This is a genomic window from Synechococcus sp. CBW1002, from assembly GCF_015840915.1.
GTDB lineage: Bacteria > Cyanobacteriota > Cyanobacteriia > PCC-6307 > Cyanobiaceae > CBW1002.
Genome location: NZ_CP060398.1, coordinates 3,307,525 through 3,329,721 on the forward strand (window position 1 = coordinate 3,307,525; position 22,197 = coordinate 3,329,721).

At 66.6% G+C, this 22,197-nt stretch carries 19 protein-coding genes and 1 tRNA gene; 9 read left to right on the forward strand and 11 right to left on the reverse strand.

From position 1 onward, the window contains the following. The first annotated feature begins 51 nt into the window (after positions 1-51). Complete coding sequence (gene leuS / locus H8F24_RS16345) at positions 52-2,757, forward strand: leucine--tRNA ligase (RefSeq protein WP_370594837.1); 2,706 nt, start codon at positions 52-54, stop codon at positions 2,755-2,757. A 3-nt stretch (positions 2,758-2,760) separates the two neighbouring features. On the opposite strand, the gene H8F24_RS16350 is transcribed toward leuS, so the two are convergent. Further along, positions 2,761-4,362: a glucose-6-phosphate isomerase gene (locus tag H8F24_RS16350; RefSeq protein WP_197170265.1), complete on the reverse strand. Its 1,602-nt coding sequence runs from the start codon at positions 4,360-4,362 to the stop codon at positions 2,761-2,763. 296 nt (positions 4,363-4,658) lie between these two features. On the opposite strand from H8F24_RS16350, the gene H8F24_RS16355 reads away from it, so the two are divergent. Next, positions 4,659-5,441 carry a helicase DnaB gene (locus H8F24_RS16355; protein WP_370594764.1) on the forward strand — a complete coding sequence of 261 codons (783 nt, stop codon included), beginning with the start codon at positions 4,659-4,661 and terminating at the stop codon, positions 5,439-5,441. 37 nt (positions 5,442-5,478) lie between these two features. Here the strand turns inward: H8F24_RS16355 and H8F24_RS16360 are convergent, their stop codons facing one another. From H8F24_RS16360 to H8F24_RS16370, 3 genes are read right to left on the reverse strand one after another with little or no spacing between them, the layout of a single operon-like run. After that, positions 5,479-6,417, reverse strand: coding sequence for an N-acetylmuramoyl-L-alanine amidase (locus H8F24_RS16360; RefSeq protein WP_231597915.1), 939 nt, complete (start codon positions 6,415-6,417; stop codon positions 5,479-5,481). Beyond that, on the reverse strand, positions 6,414-8,180 hold the full coding sequence (locus tag H8F24_RS16365; RefSeq protein ID WP_197170266.1) for a M61 family metallopeptidase: 1,767 nt from the start codon (positions 8,178-8,180) through the stop codon (positions 6,414-6,416). Before H8F24_RS16365 ends, H8F24_RS16360 begins: the two co-directional genes overlap by 4 nt. A 13-nt stretch (positions 8,181-8,193) precedes the next feature. Continuing rightward, positions 8,194-8,538, reverse strand: a complete 345-nt coding sequence (locus H8F24_RS16370; RefSeq protein ID WP_197170267.1) for a DUF1257 domain-containing protein — start codon at positions 8,536-8,538, stop codon at positions 8,194-8,196. Between the two features lie 130 nt (positions 8,539-8,668). Between H8F24_RS16370 and purN the strand changes: the two genes are divergently transcribed. Further along, positions 8,669-9,277 (forward strand): phosphoribosylglycinamide formyltransferase, encoded by a 609-nt coding sequence (gene purN, locus H8F24_RS16375; RefSeq protein WP_231597916.1) that lies wholly within the window; start codon positions 8,669-8,671, stop codon positions 9,275-9,277. Here the strand turns inward: purN and argC are convergent. Then, positions 9,216-10,304, reverse strand: a complete 1,089-nt coding sequence (argC, locus tag H8F24_RS16380; RefSeq protein WP_197155862.1) for an N-acetyl-gamma-glutamyl-phosphate reductase — start codon at positions 10,302-10,304, stop codon at positions 9,216-9,218. The genes purN and argC overlap by 62 nt on opposite strands. 68 nt (positions 10,305-10,372) lie before the next feature. Between argC and ribBA the strand changes: the two genes are divergently transcribed. Further along, a complete protein-coding gene (gene ribBA / locus H8F24_RS16385) occupies positions 10,373-12,043 on the forward strand; it encodes a bifunctional 3,4-dihydroxy-2-butanone-4-phosphate synthase/GTP cyclohydrolase II (protein ID WP_231597917.1) in 1,671 nt (556 codons plus the stop codon). On the opposite strand, the gene H8F24_RS16390 is transcribed toward ribBA, so the two are convergent. Continuing rightward, positions 12,027-12,467 (reverse strand): peptidylprolyl isomerase, encoded by a 441-nt coding sequence (locus H8F24_RS16390; protein WP_197155864.1) that lies wholly within the window; start codon positions 12,465-12,467, stop codon positions 12,027-12,029. The genes ribBA and H8F24_RS16390 overlap by 17 nt on opposite strands. Positions 12,468-12,660: 193 nt before the next feature. Between H8F24_RS16390 and mtnP the strand changes: the two genes are divergently transcribed. Further along, positions 12,661-13,593 carry an S-methyl-5'-thioadenosine phosphorylase gene (gene mtnP, locus H8F24_RS16395; RefSeq protein WP_197170269.1) on the forward strand — a complete coding sequence of 311 codons (933 nt, stop codon included), beginning with the start codon at positions 12,661-12,663 and terminating at the stop codon, positions 13,591-13,593. Here the strand turns inward: mtnP and murQ are convergent. The 4 genes from murQ to dnaK are packed head-to-tail and all read right to left on the reverse strand — an operon-like array spanning position 13,563 to position 18,440. Then, positions 13,563-14,609: an N-acetylmuramic acid 6-phosphate etherase gene (gene murQ / locus H8F24_RS16400; protein WP_197170270.1), complete on the reverse strand. Its 1,047-nt coding sequence runs from the start codon at positions 14,607-14,609 to the stop codon at positions 13,563-13,565. The genes mtnP and murQ overlap by 31 nt on opposite strands. Further along, on the reverse strand, positions 14,606-15,010 hold the full coding sequence (locus H8F24_RS16405) for a DUF3110 domain-containing protein (RefSeq protein ID WP_197155869.1): 405 nt from the start codon (positions 15,008-15,010) through the stop codon (positions 14,606-14,608). The genes murQ and H8F24_RS16405 overlap by 4 nt, the downstream gene beginning before the upstream one ends. Positions 15,011-15,069: 59 nt before the next feature. Beyond that, on the reverse strand, positions 15,070-16,113 hold the full coding sequence (locus tag H8F24_RS16410; RefSeq protein WP_370594765.1) for a DnaJ domain-containing protein: 1,044 nt from the start codon (positions 16,111-16,113) through the stop codon (positions 15,070-15,072). A 32-nt stretch (positions 16,114-16,145) separates the two neighbouring features. Then, positions 16,146-18,440 carry a molecular chaperone DnaK gene (gene dnaK, locus H8F24_RS16415; protein WP_197170271.1) on the reverse strand — a complete coding sequence of 765 codons (2,295 nt, stop codon included), beginning with the start codon at positions 18,438-18,440 and terminating at the stop codon, positions 16,146-16,148. A gap of 162 nt (positions 18,441-18,602) precedes the next feature. On the opposite strand from dnaK, the gene pstC reads away from it, so the two are divergent. From pstC to H8F24_RS16435, 4 genes are all read left to right on the forward strand, one after another. After that, on the forward strand, positions 18,603-19,556 hold the full coding sequence (pstC, locus tag H8F24_RS16420; RefSeq protein WP_197170272.1) for a phosphate ABC transporter permease subunit PstC: 954 nt from the start codon (positions 18,603-18,605) through the stop codon (positions 19,554-19,556). 75 nt (positions 19,557-19,631) lie between these two features. Continuing rightward, entirely contained in the window at positions 19,632-20,543 is a 912-nt protein-coding gene (pstA, locus tag H8F24_RS16425) for a phosphate ABC transporter permease PstA (protein WP_197170273.1), read from the forward strand. A gap of 61 nt (positions 20,544-20,604) precedes the next feature. Further along, the gene (gene pstB, locus H8F24_RS16430) at positions 20,605-21,420 is read left to right on the forward strand and encodes a phosphate ABC transporter ATP-binding protein PstB (protein WP_197155877.1); all 816 of its coding nucleotides are present in this window, start codon (positions 20,605-20,607) and stop codon (positions 21,418-21,420) included. A gap of 146 nt (positions 21,421-21,566) precedes the next feature. Continuing rightward, positions 21,567-22,019: a hypothetical protein gene (locus tag H8F24_RS16435; protein WP_197155879.1), complete on the forward strand. Its 453-nt coding sequence runs from the start codon at positions 21,567-21,569 to the stop codon at positions 22,017-22,019. 32 nt (positions 22,020-22,051) lie between these two features. Here H8F24_RS16435 and H8F24_RS16440 read toward each other — a convergent pair. After that, positions 22,052-22,138: transfer RNA gene (locus H8F24_RS16440), tRNA-Ser, on the reverse strand. Positions 22,139-22,197 lie beyond the last annotated feature (59 nt).

Here is a 22,197-nt window from a genome sequence, read left to right on the forward strand (position 1 = left end):
CAGGGACCACCAGGCTGAGCCAGCAGGCCTGTGGCACGATCACAGGCTGCCCTGCGGCCCGTCTTCCACGGCCGGGCCCGCGCCGTGACCGATCCCGCCGTGACCGATTCCTCCCGTTACCAGCCGCAGGCCCTCGAAACGCGCTGGCAGGAGCTGTGGGATCGCCACCAGCTGCACCGCACGCCGGAGCCAGGCAACGGTGAGAATTTCTACGCCCTGTCGATGTTCCCCTATCCCTCAGGGAATCTGCACATGGGGCATGTGCGCAATTACGTGATCACCGATGTGATCGCCCGGGCGGCCCGGATGCGGGGCAAGGCGGTGCTGCATCCGATGGGCTGGGACGCCTTCGGCCTGCCGGCCGAGAACGCCGCCATCGAGCGGGGCGTGGAGCCCGGCACCTGGACCGACCAGAACATCGCCTCGATGCGCGCCCAGCTCAACCAGCTGGGCCTCTCGATCGACTGGGAGCGCGAGGTGGCCACCTGCCACGCCGATTACTACCGCTGGACCCAGTGGCTGTTCCTGCAGTTCATCGACGCCGGTCTGGCGTACCAGAAGGACGCCACCGTGAACTGGGACCCGATCGACCAGACGGTGCTGGCCAACGAACAGGTGGACGGTGAAGGCCGCTCCTGGCGCTCCGGCGCCCTTGTGGAGAAGCGCAAGCTGCGCCAGTGGTTCCTGAAGATCACCGCCTACGCCGACCAGCTGCTGGACGACCTCGACACGCTGCAGGGTTGGCCGGAGCGGGTCCGAACCATGCAGGCCAACTGGATCGGCCGCAGCACCGGAGCTGAACTCAGCTTCGAGGTCGTGGACGCCAGGGGAGAGCCCAGCGGTGAACGGATCACCGTGTTCACGACCCGGCCGGACACGATCTACGGCGCCAGCTATGTGGTACTGGCGCCGGAGCATCCCCTGGTGGCCCAGCTCACCACTGCGGAGCAGGCGATCCACGTGGAAGCCTTCTGCGATCTGGTGAGCCGCCAGAGCGAACAGGAGCGCACCGCCGAAGACAAGCCCAAACGGGGCGTGCCGATCGGTGCCATGGTGCGCAACCCCGCCACGGGGGGCCTGATCCCCCTCTGGATCGCCGACTACGTGCTGGCGGAGTACGGCACCGGCGCCGTGATGGGCGTGCCCGCCCACGACCATCGGGACTTCGTCTTTGCGCGCCAATACGAACTACCGGTGCGGCAGGTGATCATTCCCGAAGGCAGCGATGAGCACGCCTTCGAGGGAGGCGCCTGGACCGAATCGGGGGTGCTGATCCATTCCGGCCCGTTCGATGGGATGCCGAGCCGCGAGGCCAAACAGGCCATCACTGCGGCGGCGGAGCAACAGGGATGGGGCACGGGCAAGGTGCAGTTCCGCCTGCGCGATTGGCTGATCTCGCGTCAGCGCTACTGGGGCTGTCCGATTCCGGTGATCCACTGCGAAACCTGCGGTGTGGTGCCGGTGCCAGCCGAGCAGCTTCCGGTGGAGCTGCCCCAGGGCATAGCGCTGGCCGGCAGGGGCGGCTCGCCCCTGGCCCAGCTGGAGCACTGGGTGACGGTGGACTGCCCCTGCTGCGGCAAACCCGCCCGCCGCGAGACCGACACCATGGACACCTTCATGTGTTCCTCGTGGTATTTCCTCCGCTACAGCGACGCCGGCAACACGCAGGTTCCCTTCAGCCGCGAGGCGGTGGATGCCTGGTTGCCTGTGGATCAGTACGTGGGTGGCATCGAACACGCCATCCTGCATCTGCTCTACTCCCGCTTCTTCACCAAGGTGCTGCGTGATCGCGGTCTGCTGGGCTTCGATGAGCCCTTCAAACGCCTCCTCACCCAAGGCATGGTGCAGGGGATCACCTACAAGAATCCCCACAGCGGCAAGTACATCGCGCCGGCGGATGTGGCTGACCCCACCGATCCGCGCGACCCGATCTCCGGCGAGGTTCTGGAGGTCTTCTACGAGAAGATGTCGAAGTCGAAATACAATGGTGTTGATCCGGCCGTGGTGATCGACCGCTATGGGGCCGACACAGCGCGGATGTTCATCCTCTTCAAGGCGCCACCCGAGAAGGATCTTGAATGGGACGACGCCGATGTGGAGGGTCAGTATCGCTTCCTGCAGCGGATCTGGCGCCTGGTGGATGCCGCCGCGGAGCGAGGTCTGAGCCTGGCCGCTGGGGCCGGCAACGCGGAGCTGGTGGCAGAGGCGATCGCGGCGGCAGGGGGCAGCCCTGGCCTCCTGGACGACGAACGGGAGCTGCGCCGGGCGGTGCATACCGCCATCGCCGCCGTGACTGATGACCTGACCGGCGAGGAGCTGCAGTGCAACACGGCCGTGTCGGAGCTGATGAAGCTCAGCAATGCCATGGCCAGCCATCTGGCGGCCAGTGGCGACGCCTTCGCCGCCGAAGCCCTGCGCACCCTGGTGCTGCTGCTGGCGCCGTTCGCGCCGCATCTGGCCGAGGAGCTCTGGCTGAAACTCGGCGGCCGATGCGACAGCGATGACCTGGCCACCACCAGCATCCACGCCCAGCCCTGGCCGACTGCCGACGCCTCAGCCCTGGTGCGCAGCACCATTCCCCTGGTGATCCAGGTCAAGGGCAAGGTGCGCGGCAACCTGGAGGTGCCGGCGGATGCCGATGCCGCCACCCTGGAACGCTTGGCCCTGGCCAGCGACATCGCCGCCAGGTGGCTCCAGGGTCAGGCACCGCGTCGGGTGATCGTGGTGCCGGGCAAGCTGGTGAACCTGGTGCCCTGAGGCTCAGGCGCGACGGAACACCAGGGAGGCCGGCTCGCCCCAGTTCCCATCCGCCTGATAGCCCCGGTCGTTGCCGCACAGATGACGCAGGATCCAGAAGATGGGTTCGGGACTGTCTGATCCCAGCTCCTCCTGCAGGGCCGCCAGGGAGCGGGGCTGGCCATCGGCCAGGGCGCGTTCCAACTGCTCCTGCAGCGACAGAATCACGGCAGCCGCCTTCTTTCCCGCTTCGACACCGGGCTGGTCGTAGGCATTGATGTTGACCAGTTCGGCGTAGAGGCCAACGGTCCGCTCGAACAGGGCGATCAGGGCACCGAGGGCCCGGGCATCGAAGCGGCGCAGGGTGATGGCCATCGATTGCCGGCCCCCATCCATCAGGGCTGAGCGGGTGCCCTGCAGGAAGCCCTCGAGAAAATCACCGGGCCGATCTCCCTGCACCGGTTCGATGTCGGCGGGGTCATCGAGGGCTTCGATGAAGGTGACGAAGAAGTTGTCGACCCCATCGCGGAGCTGCTGCACATAGGCGTGCTGATCGGTGGAGCCCTTGTTGCCGTAGACGGCAATGCCCTGGTTGACGATCTGGCCGGCGCGATCGCGCTGCTTGCCGAGCGACTCCATCACCAGCTGCTGCAGATAGCGGCTGAACACCTCGAGGCGATCCCGGTAGGGGAGCACCACCATGTCGCGGGCGCCATGGCCCTCCCCGGCCTGATACCAGGACGCGGCCATCAGGGCAGCGGGATTCTGCTCAAGGGTGGCCACCCGTGTGGCTTCATCCATCGCTGCGGCACCGCCGAGAAAGGAGCGGATGTCTGCTCCCGCCAGGGCCCCGGGCAGCAGACCCACAGCGCTGGTGATGCTGGTCCGCCCGCCGACCCAGTCGAACATGTCGAAGCGCTGCAGCCAGCCCTCCTGCTCGGCGAGGCGGTCGAGCTGGCTGCCCTGCATGGTCACGGCCACGGCCTGGGCGGCCCAGGTGCCGCCGCGGCTCTCGAGGCGGGCGCGGGCCTGCTGCATGCCCAGCCTCGGTTCCGGCGTTCCGCCGGACTTGCTGACGACGATCACCAGGGTGGTGGTCAGCCGCTCCTCCAGGGCCCGCAGGGTGCGGCTCATCCCCTGGGGATCGACGTTGTCGAAGAAGTGGAAGGGCAGGCCCGCCTCCTGCTCCTGAAGGGCGCGGATGATCAGCAGCGGCCCCAGCCCCGAACCGCCGATGCCGATCCAGAGCACATCCGTGAAGGGCCGACCGCAGGGGGCGAGCAGCTCACCGGCGAGGATGCGGCGTCCAAAGGTCTCGATCTGGTCCACTTCGCTGGCGATGTGGGCGCCGCTCTCGGCATCGGGGGCCAGCTGCGGTGCCCGCAGCCAGTAGTGCCCCACCATGCGCTGTTCGTCGGGGTTGGCGATGGCTCCGGCCTCCAGGGCCGCCATCGCCTCAAAGGCCTGGGCAAAGCGTGGACGAAGAGCGTCAAGGCCGGGCTGATCGAGCGCCATGCGGCTCACATCCAGCCAGAAGCCAAGGGCCTCGTCGTGCCAGAGGAGGGCGCAGAAGCGGTCCCACTGGGTCGCCGGATCGTGGCCGTTGAACGCGGGAAGCTGGGACATGGGGCCTGGAACCGCCTGCGGTGATCAAATCGACGGTATCGGGGGGGCGAGAAGAACCGCAACCGCACACTCCTGCTCAGAGATGGGGCCGAATCTCTTTAAACTTTCTCTCAAAGACTCCCAGTTCCCCTTCAGGACTCTCCCCCTTCGTGCTGCGTTTCCTGCACCATCGTGTCTCCGGAGAAGTCTCAGGTGCTCCTTCGCTCTGCTCAGGGCCAGGCACCGCAGAACATTCCACGTCTCCCGCCACCGGACGACCTGGTCGGAAGCGTCGACGTGAGCTTGCAGCCGCCACAGTGCTGCTCGCCACCGCCTTGGGTGGTGTTGGCGAAGCGCAACACCCCCTGGAATCCCTGATCAACGCTCCGGATCAGAGCAGCACCATCAGCGGCGACAGTCGCGCTGCTGTCGGCTCAGTCACTGAGGGCCAGCGGGTCAATCCGATCGATTTCACCCCCGAGGAACTGCGGGAGTTGCAGAAGCGCTTCGGGGTCCATGGACCTCAGCCACGCCTGGCCCAATTGCTCACCGAAGGCCTCGACCAGCTCGAACCGCTCCGCTCCCACACCCTCACCCGCCTGGAGGAGCTGCGGCCGGTGATCCTGAGTGAGTCCCTGCGCCGCCGCGTCAATCCGATGCTCGTGGCTGCCGTGCTGTTCGATGAGATGCAGCACGCCAAGCCAGGCGAAAGCCACCCGATCGCAGCCCATTCCGGCCTGTTCAGCACTCTCGGCCCAGCCCAGCTTGGATTAGGGGAGATGGTGCACCAGGGCCTGCTCCCTGCCGATGCGACACCGGAGCAATTGGAGGCGGCTCGCGATGCGTTGCTGGACCCGGAGCAGAACGTGACCCTCTTAGTGGGCAAGTTCGAGCGCCTCCAGAAGGAACTGGAACTGACCACTCCCCTCCCGCCGATCGCGAGCCGCTCCCCCCACGAAGCCAAGGCTCTCGCCACCCTGGCCTACCTGCACAACGGCAAGCTGGACTATCCCGCACGGGTGCTGCGCTACATGCAGGACCCTGAGCTCCACGCCCTCCTCTACGGCAACCGCCGCAAGCAGCTCCCTCCGCTGATCTGATCCAGCAGCTCTCAGGTTCAAGACCGCTGGGCTGGCCTCAGCGGGATGGACAGAGCATCCCGAGAGCCGCCAGCCGGACCTCAAGTGCCCGCCAGTCGAAGCTGCGGGGATCGCCCCGCTCACCGCCCAGATCCACGTAGCGGTGAGTGGTGATGTTCTGGGCCGGAAAGCCAAACCGCCGCATCCAGTCGGTCAGCACCACGGCCATGGCGTCGTACTGGGCGGAGCTGTAGCCGCTGTGGGCTGGGTCGTTGTCTTCACCATCCAGCGGCGTTTCGAGGCTGAGATGCAGAGCGAAGTTATTGACCGAGCCACTCACCCTGGGATTGGTGATCACCCAGAGGCCATTGAAGGCGGAATTGCCGGCCCCGAAGGCCCGCTGGGACGGATCCACCGTGTTCAGCACCGCTCCATCACCGCCGATCAGGGTGTGGTAGCTGACCTGGTCATCGTCGTTCGGATGGGGGGTGAGGAAGGTGTTGAGGGCCGAGCCGATGCCGTAGACCGTCTCATGCAGCACCACCACCTTCGGGGTGGAATCCACCGGATTGCCGAAGGCATCGTGATCGAAACGTTGGCCGAAATTGCTGGGATCAATGGCCACGCGATGGGGCGTGTTCTGCAGAACAGCCAGGCGATTCTCCAGGCGCTGGCGCAGGGCCTCGGCAGTTGGCGCGCAGGAGGGGCGCAAAGGCGAACGCCAGGCCTGCCTCTGGGGTGGTGGTGGAGCCTGACGCCGGCCTGCTTCCGGCGCCATCGGCGGCTGGCGGACCTCCTGAAGAATCTCCAGCAGAGAGGGGCGTCCCTCCGCGCCGCTGGCAGAGGCGATCAGCTGGCGCGCCATCCAGCCCAGTCCGCCCAGGCCAAGCAGCCCCGCAGCAGCGATGGCCACCAGGGCCGGAGGGGCGATCACGGTGGCAGAGGGAGAGCTCCAGCGGCGCCAACGCCGCCGCAGCACCACGCGGGCCCGCCTCATGGCACCACCCCGAACCAGGCGGTGCGTTGGGCAAGGGCAGCGGCCTCGGCGGAGGGATCCGCTTGCAAAGACCAGCTCTTCACCGCCGGCGGCCCCGGCTGCAGCCAACAGGAACGGACGAGTCCATCGCGGCAGACCAGCAACTCCAAGGCTGGGATCGCTGCGACCGGAGGCCCAGCCTCGTCCGCAGCTGCATTCCAGGCAGGACGCAGGGGATCGTTCCAGATGGTCTCCAGATCTGCGACAGCCCGGAGACGCTGGCCGTCCACCGCCAGAAGCTCATCGCCCACATCAAGGCCGGCCTGCTCGGCCGCGCCGCCCCGCACCACCCCCTTGACGCGGATCACCCCGGGGCTCGCCTCATCAACAGTGATCCCGAGATCGGGGTGATCCTGCAGTTCCGGCAGCAGCTGCAGGCCCACACTGGCAAGGTAGCCATCCAGATCCGGTTCCTCCGCCTCGGTCGTGCCCTCAAGCCAGCGAGGCAGCAGGGCAGCCAGATCGGCAGCCTCAGCAGTGAAGGCTTCAAGCAGATCGGCCTCGCGGTATCCCCGTCCGCAGCGACCGAGCATCATCCAGAGCCTCCGAAGCACCCGGGCCAGGCAGGAGCCGGAGCGCCGCAGGTGCAGATCGAGCACCAAGGCGAGCACAGCACCCTTGAGGTAATAGCTCACCTGGTTGTCGGGGGAATAGGCATCGGCTCGATAGAGCTTGACCCAGGCCTCCTCACTACTACTCCGCAGGCTTTGCACCCGCCGCCCTCGATTGAGGCGGTACCGGCTCAGGTCGGCACCGAGATCCTCCAGCAAGGCGGTTTCGTCGCTGCAGCCGGCCAGCAGGGGCAGGAATTGGTCGAAGTAACTGGTCACGCCCTCGGCAAACCAGAGGGTAGGCACGATTGCAGCAGTGCCGTAATCGATCGGCGTCAGTTCCGCCGGGCGCAGGCGCCGCACGTTCCACTGGTGCAGGTATTCGTGCGCCACGAGCTGCAGCAGCTTGCGCCGGCCATCGGGCCTGGCCAGGGCACGGCGGCCGTACTGCAGCACGGTGCTGCGGTCGTGCTCCAGGCCGCCATAGCCATTGTCCAGCAGATGGAGCACGAACAGATAGTCCGGCGCTGCCGGTGCCGCTTCGCCCATCAGGCGGCAGCAGGCCAGGCAGACCTTCTCCACATCGCTCAGCCAGGCCTGATCCAGTGCCGGCAGATCACCGCCCCAGCCCACCCAGCGGTGGGGCACCCCAGCCACCGTGAAACCATGGCAGGGGTGGGGACCGGCTTCGACCGGCGTGTCGATCAGCTGATCAGCATCGGAAGCGCACCAGTGGCCCCGGTCGTTGCGCGGCAGGGGCACAAAGGGCTCCCACCCGTCCGGCAAGCGCAGCTCCAGGTCATGTGGAGACCAGCGTTCGCCGTCCACCAGCAGGAGCACCGCCGCCAGAGCGAGAAAGCCGTGGTCGCCGGAGAGGTGACAGGTTCGCACCGTCAGCTCGGTGGCCTGGAGCGTGTACGCGATCGTCAGGTCTTCCGGACCCACCCCATCAAGCTGCCAGAGACTCGGCCCCAGCCGGCGGGGCTGCAGAACTCGGGCGGCCTGCACCACCTGCAAGCCCTCCAGGTGGCGCACGTACTCCCGCAACAGATAGGAACCGGGTGTCCAGCGCGGCAAGCTGAAACGCAGGCAATCCGTTCGCGGTTTGAACGACAGCCTGGCCCGCACCAGGTGCTGATGGGGCTCCGAAAGATCCAGCGTCAGCAGAGGCACCGGCAGCCGCGGATCAGGGAACGAGCGTCACGCTGGCACCATCAAAGGAGGCCTGGGCTTCCAGCAGGGCCAGGCGGCTGGCGTAGTGGCGGGTGAGCTCGGAGAGGAGGCGCTGCAGCGTTCGCGAACGGCTGATCCGCTGGAGATCGCCCACAAGGGCGAGGCTTCCATCCGCAGCTGGAGCCCAGCCCAGAACGCCGTGAGAACCAAGCTTCACCTGCAGTTGCACTGGCTCACTCTCGCCGGCGAAACCCTTGAGAACACCCCCCCAGCGGGGCTCAAAACCCATGGAAGTCAGACTGGCTGCCAGGCAATCGACATCGCGCAGCACCGTGGGCAGGATGGAGAGATGGGACATGGACACCAGGCCCTCTTCGTCGAACACTAGCGATTCCGGACTGGCAATCCAGTGGCCATTGCCACAACCGCCGTCCCAATCCCAGCCCCGATCCGAGTCTGAGCGGCACCCTCCCCTGCGGCTGGGGGTGATGGCGTCGGGCAACGGCACCAACTTCGAGGTTCTGGTGCACGCCTGCCGCAGCGGGGTGCTGCACGGCACGGTGGAGCGTCTGGTGGTGAACAACCCCGGTTGCGGCGCGGCGCAGCGGGCTGAGCGGCTGGGCATCCCCTGCCACACCCTCGACCATCGGCTTCAGCCCAGCCGCGAAGCGCTCGACAGGGCCCTGAGCGAGAGCTTCCAGGACGCGCAGGTGGACCTGGTGGTGATGGCAGGCTGGATGCGGATCGTCACACCGGTGCTGATCGCCGCCTATCCCGATCGACTGGTCAACATCCACCCTTCACTGCTGCCCAGCTTCCGCGGCGTCGATGCGGTGGGGCAGGCCCTGGATGCAGGGGTGCGACTGGCGGGCTGCACCGTTCACCTGGTCTGCGAGGAGGTGGACAGTGGCCGGATCCTGATCCAGGCCGCCGTTCCGGTGCTCGACGGTGATGATCGCGGCAGCCTCGCTGCGCGTATTCAGATCCAGGAGCACCGCATCCTGCCGCTGGGGGTCGCCATCGCCGCCCAGCGTCTCAGGGGTAGAACGGCAGCAGGGGGAGCCCAGTGGCGGCCGGCAGGCCCGCCATCAGGTTGAGGCACTGCACCCCCTGGCCCGCCTGGCCCTTGATCAGGTTGTCGACGGCGCTCATCACGATCAGCTGGCCGGTGCGCGGATCCACCTGCACGCTGATCAGAGCTCGGTTGGTGCCCCGCACCCATTTGGTTGAGGGATAGGTCCCCACCGGCAGCACCTCGACGCAGTCGGCATGGCGGTAGGCGGCGGCCAGCACGGTGGTGCAGTCGTCGGCGGTGAGGCCCGGATCCCGCAGCCGCCCGTACACCGTGGCGAGCAGACCCCGCACCATCGGCATCAGGTGCGGCGTGAACTGCAGCTGGATGGCACGCCCGGCAGCTTCACCGGCCAGCTGCTCGATCTCACTGGTGTGGCGGTGACCCACCACGCCGTAGGGGGCCACCGCTTCGCTGGCCTCCGCCAGCAACAGGTGCTCCTTGGCGGCCCGACCACCGCCGGAGGTGCCCGTCTTGGCATCGATCACAATGCCGCGGGTCTCGATCAGACCCTGCTGCAGAAAGGGAAGCAGGCCCAGCAGGCTGGCGGTGGGGAAGCAGCCGGGCGCCGCCACCAGCCGGGCGCCGCGAATGCGCTCTTCCGCCCACTCCACCAGCCCATAGACCGCCTCCTGGCACAGATCGGTGTCGCTGCGGGGAACCTGGCGCGCTTCGGTGGCGTAGACCTCCTGCCATTGGCTGAGGGAGCGGTAGCGGTAGTCGGCGGAGAGATCGACCACCTTCACGCCCCGCTCCAGCAAAGGCGGCACCAGTTGGGCTGCCAGGCCATTCGGCAGGCTGAGCACCGCCAGATCCGCCGCCGCCGCGATCGCCTCGGGATCGGGTGACTGGACCACGGGATCCCCCGGCAAGGGAAGGAACGGCACCAGATCGCGCCAGCGCTTGCCGGAACTGCGTTCACCGCCGAGGTAGGTCACCTGCAGCTGCGGATGCTGATGCAGCAACCGCAGGGTCTGCAGACCGCCATAGCCGGTAGCTCCGATCACCGCCACCCGGGCAATGGTCGCGGCAGGGACTGAGGAGGGAGCCATGCCGAATCGGCGGGAACGCCAGATCGTACCGGGCTCTATAAAGGACTATTGCGACTCGGTCGCTGGCCTTGACCGCCCTTTCCGAACCGTTCCAGCTCGAGGCCATCGCCTTCGACGCCATCGCCGACGCCCTGGCGGCCATCCGCAACGGCGAATCGATCGTGGTGGTGGACGACGAAAACCGCGAAAACGAAGGCGACCTGATCTGTGCCGCCCAGTTCGCCACCCCCGAACAGATCAACTTCATGGCCACCGAGGCCCGGGGCCTGATCTGCCTGGCCATGGAGGGGGAGCGGCTCGATGCCCTCGATCTGCCCCTGATGGTGGATCGCAACACCGACAGCAACCAGACGGCCTTCACGGTGAGCGTCGACGCCGGCCCGGAAAACGGCGTCAGCACCGGCATCTCCGCCGAAGACCGGGCCCGCACCATCCAGGTGGCGATCCATCCCCACTCCCGGCCAGCGGATCTGCGGCGCCCGGGCCACATTTTTCCCCTCAGGGCCCGTCAGGGCGGGGTGCTGAAGCGGGCTGGCCACACGGAAGCGGCCGTGGACCTGGCCCGCCTCTCCGGCCTGTATCCCGCCGGAGTGATCTGCGAGATCCAGAACCCCGACGGCTCCATGGCCCGCCTGCCCCAGCTGGCGCGCTACGCCCGGCGGCATGGCCTGCGGCTGATCTCGATCGCCGATCTGATCCGCTACCGACTCGACACCGAACGCTTCGTCCGCCGCCAGGCGGAGGCCGCCCTGCCCAGCGCCTTCGGCACCTTCCGCGCGATCGGCTACCGCAACGAGCTCGACGGCAGCGAGCATGTGGCGATCGTCAAGGGCAGCCCGGAGACCTCCACTGGCCCGGTGCTGGTGCGGGTGCACTCCGAATGCCTCACCGGCGACGCCTTCGGGTCGCTGCGCTGCGACTGCCGGCCCCAGCTGGAGACCGCCATGCAGATGATCGAGGCCGCCGGTGAAGGCGTGGTGGTGTACCTGCGCCAGGAGGGCCGCGGCATCGGCCTGATCAACAAGCTGCGGGCCTACAGCCTCCAGGATGGGGGCCTCGACACCGTGGAAGCCAACGAACACCTGGGCTTTGCGGCAGACCTGCGCAACTACGGCGTGGGAGCCCAGATTCTCAGCGACCTGGGGGTGCAGCGACTGCGGCTGATCACCAACAATCCCCGCAAGATCGCCGGCCTGGGCGGCTATGGGCTTGAGGTGGTGGATCGGGTGCCCCTGGTGATGGATGCGGGCCAGCACAATGCCGCCTACCTCCAGACCAAGCGCACCAAGCTCGGCCACCTGATGGGCCGCGACTCCCACAAACCCACGGCGGTGCTGGCCTGGCGCGGACAGAGCGATGAAGCCGTCCTTGCCCGGCACATGGAGTCCCTGGAGGTCTGGGCCAGCCGCCGGGAGGTGCTGCTGGAACGGGAGGAACACGTGCGTCTGCTCGCCCTGCTGGATCAGCCGCAGCTGGCGGTGTTGCTCACCGCCACGGCGGGCGAAGCCCTGGAGGCAGGGGTGCTGATCGAGGCCTTACAACTGATGGCCAGCTGGGAGGCCACCGCGGCGGTGAGCCTTCTCCTGGCCCCGGACGCTCAGCGCACCGCCCACCCCAGCGCCCTGCTCGAGCCAGAGCATCGGGACCTGGTGGCCCTGCGCAACGCCCCGGCCCCCCGGCTGACGCTCGAACCCAATGCCTTCCTGCACTGGGCCGCGCCGGTCACTTCTGAATGGTGACCGTGTTGATGCGGCTGCCGTTGCGCAGCGCCATCACCACATCCATGTTGCCGGTGTGACCGAACACGGTGTGCACCCCATCGAGGTGGGGCTGGGCGCCATGGCAGAGAAAGAACTGGCTGCCACCAGTGTTCTTACCTGCATGGGCCATCGAAAGGCTGCCGGCCTGGTGCTTGTTGCCGTTGATCTCGCAGGGGATCGTGTAACCGGGGCCACCGGTACCGGCCATGCCACGGGCACCTTCGCGGGAATTGGGGCAACCGCCCTGGGCCATGAATCCATCAATGACGCGGTGGAAGGCAAGACCGTCGTAGAAGCCCTCTTCGGCCAGCTTGACGAAATTGGCGACGGTGCCCGGTGCATCGGCATCGAACAGTTCCAGCTCGATCGTGCCGGCGTCGGTCTCCATCACGGCTTTGGTCACAGGGAAGCAAGCAGAAAGGAGGACTGTATCGAGCTCGCCCTGCTCCGCCGGGTCGTCGCAGCGGGGGATCACCGCCCGGTCGCCGGACTCCGGTGCCGTGGGGTAGAACAGCCGGAGTGATTCACCCAGTTTAGGCCCGCAGGGCTTGACGATTCCAGGCACTAAGGCCCTCCCCTCGCCAGATTTCTTTTCGATGGCCCCACTCTCTGCAAGCACCTCCTCACGGGACGATCTGGCCAGTGCCCGGATCGGCGTTCTGGGCGGCAGCGGGCTCTATGCCATGGATGGGCTGGAAGACGTGCGTGAGATCACGGTCGACACCCCCTACGGTCCCACCTCGGACGACCTTCGGCTCGGGCGGCTGGGCAACGCCGAGGTGGTGTTTCTGGCACGCCACGGCAGGCATCACACCTACACCCCCACGGAGGTGCCTTACCGCGCCAACCTCTGGGCCCTGCGCTCGCTCGGGGTGCGCTGGATCGTGTCGGTCTCGGCGGTGGGGTCACTGCAGGAGCACTTCCGCCCGCTCGACATGCTGGTGCCTGATCAGTTCATTGATCGCACCCACCAGCGGCCGCTCACCTTCTTCGGTGAGGGCGCCGTGGCCCATGTGGGCGTGGCTGATCCGTTCTGTCCCACCCTCAGCCGCCTGCTCTCCGATGTGGGTGACAGCCTGATGCCCGGTGGCCGGGCCCTGCATCGCGGCGGCACCTATCTGTGTATGGAGGGACCCGCCTTCTCCACCCGGGCTGAATCGGAGCTTTACCGCAGCTGGGGCTGCTCGGTGATCGGCATGACCAACCACAGTGAGGCCCGCCTGGCCCGGGAAGCGGAGATGGCCTACGCCACCCTGGCGATGGTGACCGACTACGACTGCTGGCACAACGACCATGCCTCGGTCAGCGTCGAAATGGTGATCGACAACCTGCGGGCTAACGCGACCCTGGCCCAGCAGATCGTGCGCATGGCCGTGGAGCGGCTCGGTGAACTGCGCCCGCCCAGCACCGCCCACCATGCGCTGCGGCATGCGCTGATGACGCCCGCCGATCAGGTCCCCCCGGAAACCCGTCGCCGGGTCGATCTGTTCACCACCCCCTACTGGGGAGCCTTCGAGGCGGCGGCCTGAACCTCAACCCCTGGCGCCAGGTCCACCCCTGCAACGGCCAGAGTGGCCCGCAGGGAGGGACCATGCTGATCCAGCAGGCCACGGGCCACCTCAAGGGTTGATGCTGCGGCAGAGGCGGCAGAACCCTGTTCAGGGGCGGCATCACCGGCTGCGTCTCTGTTGGCTGTGATCAGGGCCGCCAGCAGCAGGGCCAGCTTCACGGATCCACCGGTCAGATCCAGCAGCTCGGCACCCTGCTGCCGGTCGACGCCAGCCAGATCCCGCAGGATGCGCAGGGCCCGATCCTCAAGCTTGCTGTTGGTCACCGCCACATCCACCATGCGGTTGCCGTGCACCTTGCCCAGCCGCACCATCACGCCGGTGGAGAGGATGTTGAGCGCCATCTTCGTGGCTGTGCCGGCCTTGAGACGGGTGGAGCCGGTCAGCAGCTCCGGTCCCGTGAGCAGGCGGATATCGAGGTCGCAGGGCATGGGGGCCTGGGCGGCGGGCACGCAGGCCATGGCGATGGCCAGGGCACCGATCTCGCGGGCATAGGTGAGGCCGCCATGCACGTAGGGGGTGGTGCCTCCCGCGGCGATCCCCACCAGGCAATCGGCGCCGCTGAAGCCGCGGGCCTCAAGATCCTGGCGGCCCGCCTCGGCCAGATCCTCCAGGCCTTCCGAGCTGCGCAGCAGGGCCGCGGCTCCGCCGGCCAGAACCCCCTGCACCAGCTCGGGCGGGGTGCAGAACGTGGGTGGGCACTCCGCCGCATCGAGCACACCGAGACGGCCTGAAGTGCCGGCACCCAGATAGAAGAGGCGGCCGCCGGCACGCAAACGATCGGTGATGGCATCGATGGCCTGGGCGAGGACCCCGGCGGCGCCGGCCACAGCCCGCTGAGGGCCGCGCTCGTTCTCGCAGAACAGGTCCACCAGGGCATCGGTAGACAGCCGGTCGAGCCCCTCGCTGGCGGGGTTGGGCTGCTCGGTGAGCAGATGACCCCGATCGCTGCCCGTGCTGGATGGCTCCAGACTCACAACAGCCCCTCCAGCTGGCGGCGGAAGGCCTCCAGGTCGGCATTACCGGAGCTGATCGGTTCTGGAATCGCCTGCTCCAGCGCCTGCTCCTGCCACTGGCTCACGTCCATGTTGCGTTCAGGTGGAGCGATCAGCAGCCGCTCCTCGGCGGACTGGGGCAGGAATCCGGCCGGAACGAAGCGGGCCTCGTAACCGGACTGGTCACAGAACAGTTCCATCTCCTCCCGATCCAGCGCTTCCACCGTGGGAGCGGGGAAATCCTGGGCTTCAAGCAAACCGGCATAGCGCTCAGCGTCGTCGCGGTCCTCAAAAAGCAGCACCACGGTGCGACCGCTCACCTCCAGGGAGTGGATGCCTTCACTCTCGCTACCGGCATCGAAGAGCAGAACGTGCACCGCCATGGCAGGCCAACCAGAACCTGGTCAGTGTCTCACTGATCCGAATCTGCCTGATCGGCACTTCAGTGATCCGAGGCGGCCTCGGCGGCCAGCTCCCGCAGCCGGCGATAGAGCGCCTGCTCCGCATCGCTGAGCAGCTCGGGCACCACCACCCGAACCTCCACGATCTGATCGCCGCACTGCTCCCCGAGGCGCAACCCCCGGCCCCGCAGGCGCAGCAGCCGCCCCGACGACGACCCGGGCGGAACCCGCAGCTTCACGGGTCCGTTCAGGGTGGGCACGACCGCCTCACAGCCCAGGGCGGCATCGGGCGGCTGGAGCTCCAGGGCGTAGGACACGCGCAGCCCATCGACCCGTAACCCCTCGGCGGTGCGAACGCGCAGCTGCAGGAAATGGTCGCCGCCACCGGGAGCCACTCCGGCCAGCCGCAGCCGCCAGCCATCCCCGGCCAGGGGCGGCGTGCTCACCTCCACCACCGTGCCGTCTGACAGCTCCAACTGCACCGGTGCCCCGCTGAGGGCCTGTTCAGGGGTGAGATCGAGCACCGTTTCCTGATCTTCGGCAAACAGCACCGGCGGCGGCGACGCGGCGGCGGCTGTCACCTCACCGCTCTGGCCATCAAGACCGGGATCCTCGGAATCGAGATCCCCATCCCTGCTGCGGCCGGCACCGAACGGCCCTCCCCATGACGCGACCGAATCGGAAGGTTGGGGACCCGGAGCGTGGGCGGTGCCTGGAGCGTCCACGGGTTCCGTGTCCTCAACCTGCCTGCGCCGGCTGCGCCCGCGACCGAACAGGGTCTCGAGGTAGTCATGGAATTCCGGAAAGCCCGTCGCAAAGGGATCGGATGACGACGCCCCGGCCGCATTTCCCTCGCCGGCTTCCCAGGCCCGGCGGCGCTGCGGATCGGACAGCACCGCGTAGGCCTCATTGACCAGCTTGAATCGCTCCTCGGCCACCGGATCATTGCCGTTCAGGTCGGGATGCCAACGGCGCGCCTGAGCCCGGAACGCCCGCTTCAGGCTGGAGGCGTCGCTGCCAGGCTCCAGCCCGAGCACCGCCCAGTGGTCAGGGGCGCTGCCGGCACCCATCATTGGCATCCCCATCGCTGGCATCCCGGTCTGCGCGTCTCCCAGGCTCAGATCTCGCCCCAGGGGTCATCGTCGCGCCACTCGGAGCGCGGCGGCCGGCCGGGGGGACGGGGTGCAGCGCGCCGGCGGCTCTCGTCCAGGCGGTTGTCTGGATCCTGGCGGTCGGGATCGCGATAGGCAGGTTCGCGGAGGTCATTGCCGCGGTACGGGGGAGGCTCTGGGTAGGCGGACTGGGAGTAGCCGGTCTCGGAATACGAGCGGTCCCTGGGAGCACGATCCATGCGCAGGCCCTGCTCACTCGGGAAGCCGCCGGAACCCCCCCAACGGCTCTCGCGAGGCATGGCCGGTTCCCGATCGAGCCCCACGCCGCCAAGTCCGCCATAGGCGCCGGAGCCCCAGCGATCGGCATCGGAGCGGCCAGCACGGCCTGGACCATCCCAGTCGTCCCAGTCATCATCGGAAAACAGCTCATCTTTGAGGGAGCCGAGCGTGTTCTTGAGGCCCTGCAAGGGGCCGCTCTCGGCCTTGCGTTCACTCAGCAGACGGCGATTGAGGCCGAACAGGGCCTCCTGCAACTGGCTCACCGCCAGATCCAGTTCGCCGAGATCACCACCCGCCAGCAGATCCTGCACATCGCGAACCGCCAGCTCCACAGCCCGTTGCTGCCGCTCCGCCCCATAGGGCCCCAGCTCCAGGGCCGCATCCCGCAGTCGCCGTTCGGCCTGGGCCACCAGGGTCTGGGCGCGGTTGCGGCGATCGACCTCGGCCCGTTTGCGGCGATCCTCGCCGGCTTTCTGCTCGGCCTCCGCCAGCAGGCTCTGAATCTCGTCCTCGCTGAGGTTGGAGCCCCCCTGGATCGACACACTCTGCTTGCGGCCCGTGGTGCGGTCGGTGGCTGACACCTGCAGCAATCCATTGGCGTCGATGTCGAACGAGACCTGCACCTGGGGCACCCCCCGCGGCGCTGGCGGAATGCCGGAGAGGCGAAAACGCCCCAGCGACTTGTTGCCCTCGGCCATCTGCCGCTCCCCCTGCAGCACGTGGATCTCCACGGAGCTCTGGTTCGATTCCGAGGTGCTGAACACATCGCTCTTGCGCACCGGAATCGGCGTGTTGCGCGGGATCAGCACCTTCATCACCCCGCCGATCGTCTCGAGGCCAAGCGACAGCGGCGTGACGTCGTTGAGCATCAGATCGCGCAGCTCACCGGTGAGGATGCCGGCCTGAACAGCGGCTCCGATCGCCACCACCTCATCGGGGTTGACCGACTGGCAGGGTTCCCGCGGGATCAGGGTGCGCACCATCTCCTGCACCATCGGCATGCGGGTGGAGCCGCCCACCAGCACCACGTCGTCGATATCTTCTGAGGCAAGGCCGGCATCCCGCAGAGCCCGCTGCACCGGTCGTAGCAGGCGATCGAGCAGATCAGGGCAGAGGCTTTCGAACACCCGCCTCTCCAAGGTGGTCTCGATATGGAGGGGGCCATCCGGGCCCGTGGCAATGAAGGGCAGGGAGATGGGCGTGCTCTGTACGCCGCTGAGCTCCTGCTTCGCCTTCTCTGCCGCCTCGGTGAGCCGCTGCAGCGCCTGACGATCGCGGCGCAGGTCGATGCTGTGATCGCTCTGGAAGGCATCAGCGAGCCAGTCAACGATGCGGCGATCCCAGTCGTTGCCACCCAGCTGGGTGTCGCCGCTGGTGGCCTTGACATCGAAGACCCCGTTGGCGATCCGCAGCACCGACACATCAAAGGTGCCGCCTCCCAGGTCAAAGACCATCACCCGCTTGGCACTGCTGCGATCGAAGCCGTAGGCGAGGGCAGCGGCGGTGGGTTCGTTGAGGATTCTCTCCACGGCGATGCCCGCCAGCCGGCCGGCATCACGGGTGGCCTGGCGCTGGGCGTCGTTGAAATAGGCGGGCACGGTGATCACCGCCGCCTCCACCGGCTCGCCCAGGTAGGTGGCGGCATCGTCCACCAGCTTGCGCAGGATGCTGGCAACCAGCTCTTCAGGGGCGTACTCCCGCTCGGTGGCAGGGCAGACAACCCGCACATTGCCGGCCTCGTTGGCCCGCACCGTGTACGGCACCGCCAGGCTGCCCTCATCGAGCTCATCCCAGCTGCGCCCCACGAAGCGCTTGAGGTTGGCAAAGCTGTTGCGCGGGTTGAGCACCAGCTGACGCCGCGCCAGCTGGCCCACCAGCAGCTCCTGGTCCCGGCTGAAACCCACCACAGAGGGGGTGGTGCGACCGCCTTCGGCACTGGCGATCACCTGGGGACGGCCACCTTCCAGCACCGCCACCACCGAATTGGTGGTGCCCAGGTCGATGCCCACGATGCGGCCCATGAATTCCCGTTGCTTGCCCCAAAGCTACCGACTCCCGCTGTGGGCACTCCGTTCAAGGGGAGCCGGGCCGTTAATCGGGCTTTAAACGGTTGGGACAACCCATTTCCTTAGATTCGAGGGGCGGTGCCGTTCGCACATCACCGTGATCTGCTCCGCCCCCCCATGACGACGGATTCCAGTAACGACGCCTTCACCCTCCGTCGTCGTCCGGCGTTCGAACGGTTTCTGGACATCGGCTTCCGCCAGCTCACCCTGGCCTTGGCTTCCGTGGTGGCCCTGTTGCTCCTGGGCATTTTCCTCACGATCGCCGAAGGCGCCCACGAGGCCATTGCCACCTTCGGCGCGAGATTCCTGGTCAGCTCCGCCTGGGATCCGGTCAACAATCAGTACGGAGCCTTGGTGGCCATCTACGGCACGATGGTGTCGTCCCTTCTGGCCCTGGCCATTGCCGTGCCACTGGGCGTTGGAACCGCGATCTTCATCACCGAAGACCTGATCCCCACCGGGCTGCGCAGTGCCATTGGTCTGATGGTCGAGCTCTTGGCTGCCATCCCCTCGGTGGTCTTGGGGCTGTGGGCGATTTTCGTGATGGAGCCAGCCATCCGCCCAGCCCTGCAGTTGCTGCATCGGCTGCTGGGTTGGACGCCGTTTTTTGACACGGTTCCCCAAGGACCGGGCATGGCTCCAGCGATCCTCATTCTGGTGGTGATGATTCTGCCGATCATCACGGCCATCTCTCGCGATGCGCTCAACCAGGTTCCCCTTGAGCTGCGTCAGGCCGCCTACGGCATTGGCAGCACCCGCTGGGGCGCGATCTTCAACATCATTCTTCCAGCAGCGATCTCGGCCATCGTCGGGGGGGTGATGTTATCGCTGGGCCGGGCCATGGGCGAAACCATGGCCGTGACGATGATCATCGGCAATTCGCTCAACTTCAGCTTCTCTCTGCTCGCTCCCGGCAACACAATCTCCGCCATGCTCGCCAACCAGTTCGGTGAGGCCTCCGGCATTCAGGTTTCGGCACTGATGTATGCGGCCCTGGTGCTGATGGTGCTCACCTTCGCTGTGAACGTCCTGGCGCAGTTGCTGGTACGACGCCTCAGCCTTCGCTACTGAGCGTCCTGCTTCGGCTTGATTCAGTGGTTTTCGCCCCAGCTCCCCCCACCCCCCTTGCCTTCCTCCTCCGCCCCCATGAGCAGCAGCACCATCGGCCCGGCGCAGGACGATCTGTTTGACCGACGGCCGCTGAGCTTCGATCCGGGCCTGAAACGCAACCGCAGTAATCGGCTGCTGACAGGCGTTGCCGGACTGTTTGCCGCCATCGCCATCCTGCCGCTGGTGTTGGTGATTTTCCACGTGCTGGTCCAGGGGGGCAGGCTGCTCACCCTGGGGCTCTTCACCGAGCTGCCGCCGCCTCCGGGCCTGGACGGGGGAGGCATCGGCAATGCGGTGCTCGGCACGCTGGTCGTCACCCTGGTCGCTGCTCTGGTGGCGATCCCAGTGGGCGTCGGAGGGGGGATCTATCTGAGCGAATATTCGATGGGTGGGTGGTTCGCACGCTTTGTGCGCTTCGGCAACGACGTGCTGGCGGGGGTGCCTTCGATCATCTGCGGCGTGTTTGTGTACGGGGCGATCGTCGCCTCACGCATTCTCTTCGACCGCAGCTACAGCGCCCTGGCTGGCGGCCTGGCCCTGGCCGTGCTGATGCTGCCCACCGTGATCAAGACCACCGACGAAGGTCTCAAGCTGGTGCCGCGGGAACTGCGCTGGGGTGCCTATGGCGTCGGTGCTTCCCGTTTCGTCACCATCGTGCGGATCACCCTGCCGTCGGCCTTCACGCCGATTGCCACCGGCGTGGTGCTGGCAATCGCTCGGGCCGCAGGAGAAACGGCTCCGCTGATCTTCACAGCCCTGTTCTCTCCCTTCTGGCCGGAGAGTCTGCTGAGCCCGATCGCGACGATGTCGGTCTTGATCTTCAATTTCGCGATCATGCCCTACGAGGCGCAGAAAGCCCTGGCCTGGGCCGCCTCATTCGTGCTAGTGGTGATGATCTTGATCGCCAATCTGCTGGCCCGCTGGTTCAGCAGCATCGCCCAGAGATGAGTTCTCTTCTTCGTTTGTAGTACCGATTTACTCCCCGCCCGATTCCCCCCGCTCTGCTCCGATGACTTCCACGCTGCAAAAACCAAAGGCTCTCGCACAAGACATTTGCATGTCACTGCAGAACGTGACGATCTCCTACGGTAAGTTTGAGGCAGTCCGTAATGTCTACATCGACATCCCTCACGGCCAGGTCACGGCCTTCATCGGTCCATCCGGGTGCGGTAAGTCCACGGTTCTGCGAGCTCTGAACCGGATGAACGATCTGATCCCGGGCTGCCATCTCAAGGGCAGGGTGATCTTCGACAACCACGACCTCTACGAACCCCATGTGGATCCGGTCGAAGTACGCCGGAGGATCGGCATGGTGTTTCAGAAGCCCAATCCCTTTCCCAAGACCATCTACGAGAACATCGCCTTCGGTGCCCGGATCAATGGCTATCGCGGCGACATGGATGAACTGGTCGAACGTTCCCTGCGCAAGGCGGCCGTGTGGGAAGAATGCAAAGACAAACTGCAGGAGAGCGGCCTCGCTCTCTCCGGCGGCCAGCAGCAGCGCCTCTGCATCGCCCGCGCCATTGCCACCGAGCCGGAGGTGATCCTGATGGATGAACCCTGCTCAGCTCTTGATCCGATCTCCACCCTGAAGATCGAGGAGACGATGCACGAGCTCAAGCGCAGCTATACGATTGTGATCGTCACCCACAACATGCAGCAGGCCGTGCGGGTGGCGGACATGACCGCCTTCTTCAATGCCGAGGCCGTGGAGGGAGGCTCCGGCAAGGTGGGCTATCTGGTGGAGTTCAGTGAAACTGAGCGGATTTTCAATGCCCCGGGGCAACAGGCCACGCAGGACTATGTTTCCGGCCGCTTCGGCTGAGTCAAGCGACCAGTGAATCGGCTCACGATGAAACTTGCTGCTGCCTTGGTCTTCTTCTGACGAGACTTGCTTCACCAGAATTGACATTCAATTGAATTCCGGGTGAGTTGAACCTCCACGATTGACAAGCCTGCGCCCGCTTGCCCATGGATTCCCTCACGATCTTCGGGGTAGCCGCGGTCGCGGTCATGCTGATCGCCTACATCCAGGAAGAGAGCGCGGCCGGCTGGATCCTGGTGTTTGCGGCTGGTTGCCTGGCCTCCGGCATCTACGGGCTTCTGGCGGGTGTCTGGCCCTTCATGGTGGCGGAGATGCTCTGGAGCGTGGTGGCCTATCGGCGCTGGCGGCGGCGTCGGATCCGGGATCGTTCAGCGGCGATCGAGGCAGGCAGCCTGGAACCAGCGCACAAGGGACAATCGGAGGAATCGCTCAAGATGCCGCCTCTGCAACCAACTGCGCCGCAACGACGACGATGGCAGGCATGCCATGAAGCTCGCAATGTAAGGCGCATTCAAGGCCTAATCCGAATGAACTCAGACCACGATCGCCAGGATCAGGGGCAAGGATCACTGTGCAGACATCGCTCCGGTCATCCATAAAAAAAGCCGGCTTCAAGAGCCGGCGGAGGTAACGGAGAGGGAGGGATTCGAACCCTCGATAGAGTTGCCCCTATACAGCATTTCCAGTGCTGCGCCTTCGACCACTCGGCCACCTCTCCGGGGGCAAAATGGGGCAACCAAGTGGCAATGTAGCAGCAGGTCCGGCGGCTTCCCGCCC